The organism is Gilliamella sp. B3801 (genome assembly GCF_026536645.1).
GTDB classification, from domain to species: domain Bacteria; phylum Pseudomonadota; class Gammaproteobacteria; order Enterobacterales; family Orbaceae; genus Gilliamella; species Gilliamella apicola_I.
Genome location: NZ_JAFNNR010000002.1, coordinates 17,456 through 30,171 on the forward strand (window position 1 = coordinate 17,456; position 12,716 = coordinate 30,171).

Consider the following 12,716-nt stretch of genomic DNA (forward strand, 5'->3'; position numbering starts at 1 on the left):
TTTATAATCATTAATGTGATAAATAAGCTTTAAATTCTTCGGTTTTAGGATGAGCAAAACATTCTAATTGTCCTCGCTCAATAATTTTACCGTGTTCCATATAAATCACTTGTGAAGCGACTTTACGAGCAAAATCGACTTCATGAGTTACAATAATCTGCGTTATTCCTGTTTGCGAAAGTTCGTTAATAATTTCAGCTACTTGCGATGTAATAGCCGGATCTAATGCTGCTGTAGGTTCATCAAACAACAAAATTTGTGGCTCCATCATCAATGCTCTGGCAATTGCTACTCGTTGCTGTTGACCACCCGAAAGGTGCAGAGGATAGCGATTTGCCATTTCGTCAATTTGCAAACGTTGTAATATCAACATTGCTTTATCAGTCGCTTCTTTTTTAGATAAATTTAGTACTTGGCAAGGTGCTTCAATCAAGTTTTCAAGCACCGTTAAATGGGGCCATAAATTATAGTTTTGGAAAACCATACCCACATTTTTACGTAATTGTCTGATAGTGGTATCACTGATTTTTTTGGAAAAATCAAAATGGGAATTAGCTATTGTCATTTCACCTGATGTTGGTATTTCAAGTAAATTAAATACTTTTAGTAAAGAGCTTTTTCCTGCTCCACTTTGACCTAATAATACAATGGTTTCACCTAGAGGATAACTAAGTGAAACATCTTTCAATGCATGATGAGTACCATAAAAACAGTTAATATGGCTTAATTCAATATTCATTATAAATGTTGGCTAAATTAAAAAAATTGACTAAATATTACTTTTTTTTGCATAAAAATGCAATCTAAAATATGAGACAAATAGTATTCTAAATGAATCTAGTATTTATCTTTATGATAAAATTTGAAAATTTAATGATATTCAAATTTAAAATTAATTATTTTTCAGATATGATAGGAATTACAGGACCCAAATATTTAGGTTCTTTATTCAAAATATAGAGATCGATGAAGGCACTAACACGAGCTAATGTTTCACGAATTCTGACTAATTTCATACTATCTGGTGCAGGAACAGCAAAACATTGTGCTTGAATGTTCTGGGCTAATGCAATAAATATTGCTCGTTCACAATGAAATTCTTGCGTAATAATTGTAAAACTTTTAGCGTCAAAAACTTTGTTGGCTCTGACAACTGAATCCAATGTTCTAAATCCGGCATAATCTAATACGATTGCATCGCTAGGGATTCCCGCTTTAATTAAATCTTTTTTCATCGTGACGGGTTCATTGTAGCTTTGAAAAGAATCTTCACCATCACCACTGAGTAATAGATAATCGACTTTATGCTGATTATAAAGGGATATTGCGCCATTAATTCGATTTTGATAAAAAACATTTTTACCACCACCTAGAACATATTTGGAGGTACCAAGTACTACACCTACGTTTTGATAGGGCAGTTTATTTACATCGTGGTATATATAAGGTGCGGTTTCATAGCTTATCCAATAATCCAAGCCAGCAATTACACATATGAGTAAGAAACAAAGACTAAATAAACTTTTAATTATTTTTTTTAATTTCATGTTAGAACCAGTTAAAAATAAAGACTAAAATTGGAAATAAAAATGGAGCTATTAAAGACGTCATTATACCACATAATACTAATGATAAAGAACTATATGCGCCTTCATTATAATCAACTTCTATACACCGAGCAGTACCAACTGCGTGCGAGACTGCACCTATTGATAATCCTCTAGCAGAAGCGGATTTTATTTTTGCTATATTTAATATTTGATGACCAAAAATTCCCCCTAATGTGCCAACCAATATAACACAAAGGGCTGCGATTGATGGAACACCGCCTTCGTTGTTGGCAATCGTCACAGCAATAGCCGTAGTGACTGACTTTGGTAAAACCGACGCAGCTATTTCGGTATTTCCACCTAACCAAAATACAATACTGACGCCAGTTATCATTGAAGCAATTGACGCGCTAAAGGTAATAATGATAATTGACTTCCAACGGGCTTTAATTTGTGGAATGAGTTCGTAGAGCGGAAAGGCTAAAGCGACAACAGAATAAGGTAATAATTTATTTATAATATCGACATTACTAACATATTCTGAATAACTGGTTTGACTTATTATCATAATTGGAATAAGCACTATCACCGAAATCACTAACGGATTAAATAATGGTGTTTTAATTTTGAAAGCAATTTTTCGAATAATCAGAAATACACAAACAGTTAAAGGTAACATCCAGATCATAGTGGTTTTTCCTCATTATTATCTGATAAATCGAAATTTTTGGCTGTTTTTTTATGAAGTTTTTCTGTCAACCAAGCTGTTAATAGTAATACCAACAGTGAACTACCAATACTTCCAAAAATGATGGGTAACCAATTATTTAATAACAATGTGTAATTATCCATTATCCCCATTGCAGCAGGAATAAATAGTAATGTCATATAACGCATAAATAAATTGCAGCTATTTTTTATCCAACGAGTAGGGATAATTTGAAAAGCTAATAAAAAGAATAGGGTTAAAAGACCGATAATACTACCAGGAATCATGATGGGTAAGAGCTGAGAGATGAAATTACCCACCCAAAGACTTAACGTTAAAATTAATAATCCGCGACCATAACTAAACAACGAATAGTATAAAGAATATAATCGATGTTTGATTGTGGCGTGTTTAGCTAAAAAATGTTTCATAGTCTAAAATTTAATAACTTGTTTGATTGTTGATAACAGACTGCTTTATTTGGCGTCTATAATACGCCCCTCAATTTTAATTATCCAACTAAATAATGGCAGTAATGATAAAGCTGTTTTATCAAAGCTAATTTTTCGGGTTGTTGAACATAAGTTTCAGCAAGTAATTCTAAAGTTAAAATGTAATCTTGAATCTTAGGCGTATTTAGTTTATCACGACAATAATCTTGCCAAATCATCTGTTCGTGATGAGTTAGGGTTTGAGGAAAGTTTCGAGCTTTGTATCGAAAAAAAAGTGTACTTAAGCGAGGGTCTTCAAATTTAAGAGATAAACTATCTAATAACTGTACTGGTGTTGTTTGTACTGTTTCACAATAAAGTCTATCCTGATTACTCAAAAATCCATTATATATTTGTGCATCTACATCCGTATTAGCCGGATAATCATGACTTAAGCTAAATAATTCTCGCATTTTATCTTGCAACAAAATTTGATTTTGTAATAGCTTTTGTTGTTTGTTTAAGCATTCTTCAATATTAATTGAAAATCGTTTAGCATTTTCAGGCAGTAAAGTTTTTATCGGTGCAAGGATAGGGCATTTGTTAATATGGACGAGTTTTAATGGAATGCGAGACTCATCAAGTTCAAGATCTTCCGTTTTAGTATAGAGTTTTTCGCGTATTATATTCACTGGTAAATCAATAATTGAATCAATATCGCCAGTGAGATCACAAACAATGACGGCATTATTTTGTTGTGGATGCCAAGCGATAGGGCATACTAATGACATATTTCCTCGATAACTACCCAGCATACCCGAAACATGTACCAAAGGGGTCATATTGATTATATCAATAAGTTCAGCAACTTTATTTTTATTGCGCAATGTAAAAAAATAGTTAAATAATTTAGGTTGTTTTTCTTTAATTAATTTTGCAATGGCGATAGTGGCATACACATCTGACATTGCGTCATGAGCATGTTCATGCGTAATATTATTTGCTTTGGTTAAATGTTCTAACCGAAAACTGGGATAACCCGAATCGTTAGTTGGCCAATGAATACCTTCAGGTCGTAAGGCATAACACGCTCTTACTACATCAAGTAGATCCCATCTTGAATTACCATTTTGCCAACAGTAGGCGTATGGGTCGTAAAAATTACGGTAAAGGATATTGCGGGTCACTTCATCATCGAAACGAATGTTATTATAGCCTAAAACGCAAGTATTGGGTTCACTAAATGCTTGATGAATTAATTTGGTAAATTGAGCTTCATTCACTCCTTTTTGATTTGCTTGTTGTGGAGTAATACCCGTAATGAGAACCGCTTCAGGATTAGGTAGATAGTCTGGTGCTAGCTTACAATATATAACTAAAGGCTCTTCAATAATATTAAGCTCAACATCAGTTCGAACACCCGCAAATTGAGCGGGTCTATCAAGAGCTGGATTAATACCAAATGTTTCATAATCGTGAAAGTAAAAAGTAGGTTGTTTGGCGTTATTTTTCATTTTATCGTTTTACTCTTGATGATTTTTGATTTGTCACTTACCTAAATTATACAATATTTTACTTAATTTAAATTATTTAAACGTATTTATTTTGCCATATAAGTAAGTAATTTTCTTGAAACAAATGGCTTTATTCGTTTAATATCCACGGATAAAAATTAGAAAGATTACAAGTTTAAAAAATTGTTATATTATTAGGTTAGTTAATTGTGAGTTTTTTAATAAGAAAGAAGTGAATACTTAAGCGTATTTATTCACTTCATGAGTAAATAATATCAACTATTAATTTAAATTATTCTCTTCTAGAAAAAGAATCAATAGGGCTTTCCATAAGTCCGCTATCATTGTTGTGCCATGTCCGGTAGTTTTTTCAGAAGCTGGAATCAAGTAGTACTTTGCATTGGGAATCTTCTGTATGGCTTTTTCCATTAAATCGGTCGAAGCTGGATTTCTTTCATCATCCTCAGAGTTGATAGCTAAAATTCGTGCTTTGATTTTATTTAAATCTTTGGTTGGATCATAATTTCTTGCCGCATCCCATTGATATAAAAAATCGTTAGTATCCATCGTAACACGTTCGTTTAATTTATCTTTTAATATTTTTTCTGTTTCTTCCGTATTATATGCTTGCTTTTGCCATGCAATGTCACCGCCATTAGTTGCGATATTGTAGTAATTATAGACTAATTGAAACTGTTCGGGTTGTTTGGTATAAAAACCTTTGTTCCAGTCGGGATCATCTTTGATAGCATTGATAACCATTTTACGCATAATCCAGTTACGGCTGGACATTGGCGCAGGGGTAGCAGCCATAGGAATAGCGGCTGTCATATAATCAGGATACATTGTTACCCATTTCCATGTATTCATACCTCCCATCGAGTTACCGATGATTAATTCTACATGCTCAATATTTAACTTATTTTTTAATAATTTATATTGAGCATTAACCATATCGGTATAATCATAATGAGGAAAATCGCCTTTTAAACCGTCAGAAGGTTTAGACGATTTACCCGTGCCTATTGCGTCGGGGAGGATAATAAAATATTTTTCGGCATCTAATGGCATTCCTTTATCAAACAATGCATGACCAAAGCTATTATTTAACATTGCGCTACCACTTCCAGTTGTACCATGCAATATTAAAACGGGTTTGTTGTTAGGATTGCCGAGAGTAGTGTAATGTATTTTTATACTTTCAGTTTTTCCGTTATTAAATTTGAAATGTTCAATCACATAATCCGACTCTTTTTTGTTATGAAAACCTAAACAATGACCAAAAAAAGGTATTGTTAATAAAACAAATATGAAGAATTTAGTCTTTCTTTTGAGCATAATTTATCTCCATTTTCTGTACGCACCATAAAGATAAGGAATATTCATTAAGCCACAATGAACCAGATAGGAAAATCAAGTTTTTGCCACATTGTGATTTTAATCACAATATGATGATAATATTTTTTTAAGTAACAGATAAATAGGCAATTTAAACAATCTTTTCTAGAGAATTCATACCTGTTTTATTAATAGTATAGGTAAGAAAAAGTAAGATAGGGGGGATGATATAATCAATAAAAAAGGGGGAAATATAATCCCCCATAGCTGTTATCAGTTTAAAATGTATTTTTCGGCGCAGATTCTATAATGTTGGCCATTTTTTCAAGGGTCAGCCTTAAAAGTTTAGGCATTGAATCAAGTTCAATGGAATCCATTAGATTTTTTACATACAGTCCTAATTCTGTATCACCTTCGACGATTAGTCGCCGTTGGAAGAATAGGGTGTCTGGATCTTGGCGCCGAGTTGCTATCATAATCAGATCGTTTGCATTACCAATAAAACTTACATCAGCAATTTCCTCTCGACTCACTACGAGTTTATTATCAATTAAGCTAACAAACCAAGTAAGTTGAAGATCGGTAACTTCAATTTTTAACCAACGATTTTCTAAAAAATCGAGATCACCATCTTCTAAAGAATGTTTAAATTGTAGTTGTAATAGTTGTTCAATTGCCTGTTTTTTCAAATTAAACGGAATACAACGTAAAGTTAGCCCCAAAACATGAGGGGCTTTGTCAACAAACTGTGAATGAATATGGCCTAAAAACTGATGTTTGTTTGCTATCATTTATGAATCTCCAGATATCATTTTTTCATAAATATCGAGGTCAGTATTTAAATGTTCAAATGTTTCTTCACTCACTTCATTACGAACTTTCATTTGTAGTAAAGCTGTGCGTTCTGCACCAATTGCCACAAGACGCATACGTCTTTCAAGATTTTCAGCTTCCATTGCTTTTTGTTCTAAATCTTTTAATCCTGTTCGACGTCTTAAAGAACCGATAACACGTGAACCAACTTCATGTATTATTTCTTGATCTAAGCCCGCTTCAGACGTTTCTTGAAGTAAATTGTTTTGCATTTTTTCAAGACTTACAATAGCTTCTTCCGCCATTTGCCCCTTAACTGTCAAAATTTCATTATCTTGTTGAGAGTTATCCAAGATAACACTACCTCGTAATAAAATAGGTAAGACGATGACCGCGGTAATTAATGAAATTAAAATAATGCCAGCTGCGATAAAAACAAGTTGATAACGACCACCAATTGTCATTGGAATAGATAAAACACCCGCTAGGGTAATAGCTCCGCGAACACCCGCAAAAGTGGAAATCCAAAGATCGCGTGTAGTATAAGAACGGAATGCAAGTGGACGTTTTGTTCCAAATGGTAAAGTAGGCATATGTTTCATAGCCCATAACCAAGCAAATCGTGTTCCCATTAATACGATAAATACAAACACGACAATAAAGCATAATTGCCATACTTCAATAGAGGAGTCTGTTTGATTTTCAGCAAAAGTATTATTTAAAATACTTGGTAATTGAATACCTAATAAAATAAAGACAAATCCATTGAATACAAATGTTAACATCGACCATGTACTATCTGATTGTAAACGAGCGGTCAAAGGGGCGTTGCGCATCATACCAGAATGGTTAACGGTCATACCAGCACTCACAGCGGCTAAAATCCCTGAACAGTGACATTCTTCAGCAAGGATATAGGCAGCAAAAGGAAGTAAGAATAGTAAAACAATTTGGATGGCGGGATCATTGTGGGTTAATTTATTAATTAAACGTAAAATACGTGCATATAACCAAGTAAATAAAACACCAACAGCTAAGCCACCAAGAGCGACAACAAAGAAAGAAAGACTAATTTGTAATAAATTAAATTCAAGCAAGCCCGTTGCAATTGCAATAGCAAATTTTAATGATACCAGACCAGATGCATCATTCATTAAAGCTTCGCCTTCAATAATCTCCATTTTTTCTTTTTCTATACGCCCTTTACCGACTATTCCACCTAGTGCAACCGCATCGGTAGGTGATAGTACTGCAGCTAACGCGAGTGCGGCAGCTAATTCAACTTTTGGTAACATCCAATTTAGAAGGTAACCTAATGCAATTATAGAAATAACGACAAGAACGAGTGCTAATCCAACAATTTCTCTGGCATTATGTACAAAGTCTTTGACTGATGTTTTTCGTCCATCTGCAAAAAGCAATGGAGGTATGAACAATACCAGAAATAGTTCAGGGTCAAATTTTACATAAATACCAAAAGCTGCTAAAACACAACCCAGTAGTATTTGCATAAGTGGTAACGGAATTTGGAATGGTAGTAATTTTATTACCACACCTGAAAGTGATACAATTAGCACTATAAGTAATATTGTTGAAAAAAGTTCCATGGTTTTCTATTAGTTATCCTATAATCATCTCATTAGTTAGCTATTGATTATATCGGAAATTTAGTTTAATTTCAGTTGAAAATTTAAAAAAATTATTCATTTTTTAATCAAGCACTCTTTTTAATCAAAATTATAGTTATATGATAAAAGGCATTTTAAATGGAAAATTGGCAAAGGGCATTTGTCTTACATACTCGTACTTATAGTGAAACAAGTCTATTAGTCGATTTATTTGTTGAAAATGCAGGGAAAATAACGGTGTTAGCCAAAGGGGCTAGACGTAAAAAATCTTCACTGAAGGGCATTTTACAACCTTTTACCCCCATTATTGTTCAATATTCTGGTATGGGTGAAATAAAAACTTTACGACAAGTTGAAGGTATAGCGCTAACGTTGCCGCTTTTTTCTGTATCGTTATATAGTGCTTTTTATTTGAATGAGTTATTGTATCGAGTTTTAGTCCCCGAAGTTGGCGTACCTACACTTTTTGAACACTATCTTAAAAGCTTGCAACAATTAGCGCAGTTAGTTCCGGCTGAAAATGTGTTACGTTCATTTGAATTAGCATTATTAGAAAGTTTAGGCTATCACATTGATTTTTTTCATTGTAGTGCAACGGGGGATGAAATTATCGAATCGATGTATTATCAATATCAGTCAGAAAAGGGCTTTATCAGTAGTTTACTTGAAAATAGTACCAGCTTTACGGGTAAAGAAGTATTGGCATTAGGTTATCGTCAATTTTGTGATGAGGATACATTAAAAGCGGCTAAACGGTTTACTCGAATGGCATTAAAACCTTATGTTGGTTCAAAACCATTCAAAAGTAGAGAGCTGTTTCTGAAAATTTAAGAATTATTCACTATAAAAAATGATTACCCTTCTTTTGATAATTCACGAACTAATTTATCAAGTTGATTGGCAAATTTTTCTCTATCCTTGTTTGAAAATGCAGAAGGGCCTTTAGATTGTATACCACTAGCCCGCATAGTTTCCATAAAGTCTCGCATCACAAGTCGCTCTTTTATGGTTTCTAATGTGAAAGGTTCACCTCGTGGTGTTAGCACAAAAGCCCCTTTATGAAGCACATCAGAGGCTAATGGAATATCAGACGTGATTACTAAATCATTTTTTTCAACTAATTCAATTATTTTATTATCAGCTTCATCAAAGCTATTTACTACCTGTAATCTTTTTATAAACGGAGACGTGGGAATAGTTAACCATTGGTTTGCAACTAAAGTTATAATTATTGATTTACGATTCGCTACCCGATATAGGATTTCTTTAATAGGGTTAGGGCAGGCATCAGCATCAATCCATATTTTCATCATTTTTCACAATCAAATTTTTCATTTATAGGCAGAAAATTATAAACTTTAATCACTCAACAAAGTAACTTATTTTTAGTTGAGTTAATCAATTTTATTGTTCTCATAATGAGTTGATAAAACAGTGACAAGATAAAGCATATGTTTATTTGAAAAATAGCACATAAATGGTATTATACACGGTCAATTTTTTATGTACGCATGTGCGCTTTCGTGTGGCGCACCACTGTTATAAGGATTTTATATGCCAATTATTACTCTTCCTGACGGAAGTCAACGTCAATTTGATAAGCCTGTTAGTGTTTTAGAAGTTGCTCAAAGTATCGGAGCAGGCCTTGCCAAAGCGTGTATTGCTGGGCGAGTTAATGGTGAACGTAAAGACGCTTGTGATTTGATCGAGCATGATTCAACTCTAGCGATTATCACATCAAAAGATGAAGATGGACTTGAAATAATTCGTCACTCATGCGCTCACTTGTTAGGTCATGCAATAAAACAGCTATGGCCAAATACGCAAATGGCAATTGGGCCAACAATTGATAATGGCTTCTATTATGACGTCGATCTAGATCACTCTTTAACTCAGGAAGATCTTGATGCATTAGAAAAACGTATGCATGAATTGGCCAAAAAAGATTATGAAGTAAAAAAAGAAGTGGTGAGCTGGGAACGAGCAAGAGAGGTTTTTTGGGAACGACGTGAACCTTATAAAATTGCAATCTTAGATGAAAATATTCCTAAAGATTCTACTCCAGCACTTTATCATCATGAAGAGTATATTGACATGTGCCGCGGTCCTCATGTTCCTAATATGCGTTTTTGCCACCATTTTAAATTACAAAAAGTTGCTGGCGCTTATTGGCGTGGTAACAGTGATAATAAAATGTTACAACGCATTTATGGCACAGCTTGGGCAGATAAAAAACAATTAGATAGTTATCTGCAATTTTTAGAAGAAGCGGCTAAACGGGATCATCGTAAAATCGGTAAGCAGCTTGATCTTTACCATATGCAAGAAGAAGCGCCAGGAATGGTGTTTTGGCATAATGACGGTTGGATTATTTTCCGTGAGCTTGAAGTATTTGTTCGTACCAAATTAAAAGAATACGATTATCAAGAAGTGAAAGGACCTTTTATGATGGATCGTGTTTTATGGGAAAAGACAGGGCATTGGGGTAACTATAAAGAATTAATGTTTGTTACCTCTTCTGAAAATCGAGAATACTGTATTAAACCAATGAACTGTCCGGGACATGTTCAAATTTTTAATCAAGGTTTAAAATCTTATCGTGATTTACCATTACGTATGGCTGAATTTGGTAGCTGTCATCGTAATGAACCTTCTGGATCTTTACATGGTTTAATGCGTGTTCGTGGTTTTACCCAAGATGATGCCCATATATTTTGTACAGAAAGTCAAATTCGTAGTGAAGTAAATAGCTGTATCAAAATGGTTTATGATACTTATAGTACTTTTGGCTTTACAGACATAACTGTAAAATTATCAACTCGTCCGGAAAAACGAATTGGTAAAGATGAAACATGGGATTTAGCAGAAAAAGACTTGGCTGAGTGTTTAACTGAAAATGGTATAGAGTTTGAATATTTACCGGGTGAAGGTGCTTTCTACGGACCAAAAATCGAATTTACTTTACACGATTGTTTAGGTCGAGCTTGGCAATGCGGAACAGTTCAACTTGACTTTATGTTACCAGAGCGTTTAGATGCAACTTACGTGGGTGAAGATAATGAGCGTCATGTTCCTGTCATGATTCACCGCGCAATTTTAGGATCAATGGAACGTTTCATGGGAATTTTGACAGAAAACTGTGCGGGATTCTTCCCTACTTGGTTAGCACCATTGCAAGTTGCAGTTATCAATATTACCGATAATCAAGCTGAATATGCTAAACAATTGACCGAGAAACTGCAAAAAGTTGGAATTAGAGCAAAAGCAGACTTGAGAAATGAGAAAATTGGGTTTAAAATCCGCGAGCATACTCTAAAACGTGTTCCTTATATGTTTGTCTGTGGTGACAAAGAGATGGAATCAGGTAAAATATCAGTTCGAACGCGTCAAGGTAAAGATCTTGGTAGCTTTGAAGTGAAACATGTTATAGAATTGTTGCTTAACGAAATTCATAGTCGTTCATTAGAACAGATGAATTAAAGATAAATTAATTTGGAGGAATGAGATATTAAAGTCAGTAAACGAATTCAGTCAACACGTGCGCATAAAATCAATGATGAAATTACTGCTCGCGAGGTGAGATTAACCGGCGTCGATAGTGAACAGCTCGGTATTGTTAGCTTGGATGAAGCTTTAAAACAAGCTGAAGAAGCTGCTTTAGATTTAGTTGAAATAAGCCCTAATGCAGAACCACCTGTTTGTCGAATTATGGATTATGGCAAGTTCCTCTATGAAAAAAGTAAAGCAACAAAAGAACAGAAGAAGAAGCAAAAGGTTGTTCAGGTTAAGGAAATTAAATTCCGACCTGGTACAGACGAAGGCGACTATCAGGTAAAACTCCGCAGCCTGATACGCTTTCTTGAAGATGGCGATAAAGCTAAAGTCACGCTACGTTTCCGTGGACGTGAAATGGCTCACCAGCAGTTAGGGACTGAAATGCTTGATCGCATTAAAGAAGACTTAGCTGATTTGGCAACGATTGAATCTTATCCAACTAAGATTGAAGGTCGTCAAATGATCATGGTGCTTGCGCCGAAGAAGAAATAATGGTTCATCAAGCTAATTCTTAATTTTATTGAGAATTACACCATTTTTTCATTGTCATTAACAATGCGAAGTAGGAATTAGTAAAATGCCTAAAATTAAAACAGTAAAAGGCGCAGCAAAGCGCTTTAAAAAAACAGCTTCTGGTGGCTTCAAGCATAAGCAAGCTAACAAGAGTCATATCCTAACTAAAAAATCAACCAAACGTAAACGTCATTTACGTGGTTTGACAACTGTGTCAAAAGGTGATTTAGGTTTAGTTGTAGCGTGTGTTCCATACGCTTAATTTATTGGTTAATTATTTAGAGGATATTATTTATGGCTCGTGTTAAACGTGGTGTTATTGCTCGTGCACGTCACAAGAAAATTTTAAAACAAGCAAAAGGGTATTACGGAGCTCGTTCACGTGTATATCGTGTTGCTTTCCAAGCTGTAATCAAAGCTGGACAATATGCTTATCGTGACCGTCGTCAACGTAAACGTCAATTCCGTCAATTATGGATTGTACGTATCAATGCCGCAGCTCGTCAATGTGGTCTTTCTTATAGCCGTTTCATCAATGGATTAAAGAAAGCATCAATTGAAATCGATCGTAAGATTCTTGCTGATATTGCTGTATTCGACAAAAATGCATTTGCTGCATTAGTCGAAAAAGCAAAAGCTGCACTATAATTGCTTTATAAGAGCCG

Annotated in this window: 13 protein-coding genes and 1 pseudogene; 5 read left to right on the forward strand and 9 right to left on the reverse strand. The window is 34.3% G+C overall.

Translation table 11 applies throughout. The features are described from left to right. Positions 1-10: 10 nt before the first annotated feature. The 8 genes and pseudogenes from artP to J3U14_RS01520 all read right to left on the reverse strand — a co-directional run bounded on the left by artP (position 11) and on the right by J3U14_RS01520 (position 7,962). Positions 11-739, reverse strand: coding sequence for an arginine ABC transporter ATP-binding protein ArtP (gene artP, locus J3U14_RS01485; RefSeq protein ID WP_267350982.1), 729 nt, complete (start codon positions 737-739; stop codon positions 11-13). A 172-nt stretch (positions 740-911) separates the two neighbouring features. Next, positions 912-1,547 (reverse strand): annotated as a pseudogene (locus J3U14_RS01490) (SanA/YdcF family protein); the annotation flags it as partial. A gap of 1 nt (position 1,548) precedes the next feature. Then, positions 1,549-2,238, reverse strand: coding sequence for a CidB/LrgB family autolysis modulator (locus J3U14_RS01495; protein WP_267350978.1), 690 nt, complete (start codon positions 2,236-2,238; stop codon positions 1,549-1,551). Then, on the reverse strand, positions 2,235-2,690 hold the full coding sequence (locus J3U14_RS01500; RefSeq protein ID WP_267350977.1) for a CidA/LrgA family protein: 456 nt from the start codon (positions 2,688-2,690) through the stop codon (positions 2,235-2,237). The genes J3U14_RS01495 and J3U14_RS01500 overlap by 4 nt, the downstream gene beginning before the upstream one ends. Before the next feature lie 80 nt (positions 2,691-2,770). After that, a complete protein-coding gene (sbcB, locus tag J3U14_RS01505; protein WP_267350976.1) occupies positions 2,771-4,204 on the reverse strand; it encodes an exodeoxyribonuclease I in 1,434 nt (477 codons plus the stop codon). 282 nt (positions 4,205-4,486) lie between these two features. After that, positions 4,487-5,542 carry an alpha/beta fold hydrolase gene (locus tag J3U14_RS01510; RefSeq protein WP_267350975.1) on the reverse strand — a complete coding sequence of 352 codons (1,056 nt, stop codon included), beginning with the start codon at positions 5,540-5,542 and terminating at the stop codon, positions 4,487-4,489. A 278-nt stretch (positions 5,543-5,820) separates the two neighbouring features. After that, positions 5,821-6,333 (reverse strand): ubiquinone anaerobic biosynthesis accessory factor UbiT, encoded by a 513-nt coding sequence (gene ubiT, locus J3U14_RS01515; RefSeq protein WP_267350973.1) that lies wholly within the window; start codon positions 6,331-6,333, stop codon positions 5,821-5,823. Further along, on the reverse strand, positions 6,334-7,962 hold the full coding sequence (locus J3U14_RS01520) for a Na+/H+ antiporter (protein WP_065557733.1): 1,629 nt from the start codon (positions 7,960-7,962) through the stop codon (positions 6,334-6,336). It abuts the gene before it with no gap. 159 nt (positions 7,963-8,121) lie between these two features. Between J3U14_RS01520 and recO the strand changes: the two genes are divergently transcribed. Further along, positions 8,122-8,814 carry a DNA repair protein RecO gene (recO, locus tag J3U14_RS01525; RefSeq protein WP_267350971.1) on the forward strand — a complete coding sequence of 231 codons (693 nt, stop codon included), beginning with the start codon at positions 8,122-8,124 and terminating at the stop codon, positions 8,812-8,814. A gap of 23 nt (positions 8,815-8,837) precedes the next feature. Here recO and J3U14_RS01530 read toward each other — a convergent pair whose 3' ends face one another. Next, the gene (locus J3U14_RS01530) at positions 8,838-9,293 is read right to left on the reverse strand and encodes a YaiI/YqxD family protein (protein ID WP_267350969.1); all 456 of its coding nucleotides are present in this window, start codon (positions 9,291-9,293) and stop codon (positions 8,838-8,840) included. A 244-nt stretch (positions 9,294-9,537) separates the two neighbouring features. On the opposite strand from J3U14_RS01530, the gene thrS reads away from it, so the two are divergent. The 4 genes from thrS (at position 9,538) to rplT (ending at position 12,699) form a co-directional block, all read left to right on the forward strand. Continuing rightward, positions 9,538-11,463, forward strand: coding sequence for a threonine--tRNA ligase (thrS, locus tag J3U14_RS01535; protein WP_267350967.1), 1,926 nt, complete (start codon positions 9,538-9,540; stop codon positions 11,461-11,463). Between the two features lie 27 nt (positions 11,464-11,490). Continuing rightward, positions 11,491-12,030, forward strand: a complete 540-nt coding sequence (gene infC, locus J3U14_RS01540) for a translation initiation factor IF-3 (protein WP_065557737.1) — start codon at positions 11,491-11,493, stop codon at positions 12,028-12,030. A gap of 85 nt (positions 12,031-12,115) precedes the next feature. Continuing rightward, a complete protein-coding gene (rpmI, locus tag J3U14_RS01545; RefSeq protein ID WP_065557738.1) occupies positions 12,116-12,313 on the forward strand; it encodes a 50S ribosomal protein L35 in 198 nt (65 codons plus the stop codon). Positions 12,314-12,345: 32 nt separating this feature from the next. After that, positions 12,346-12,699 carry a 50S ribosomal protein L20 gene (gene rplT, locus J3U14_RS01550; RefSeq protein WP_024496189.1) on the forward strand — a complete coding sequence of 118 codons (354 nt, stop codon included), beginning with the start codon at positions 12,346-12,348 and terminating at the stop codon, positions 12,697-12,699. Positions 12,700-12,716: the final 17 nt, after the last annotated feature.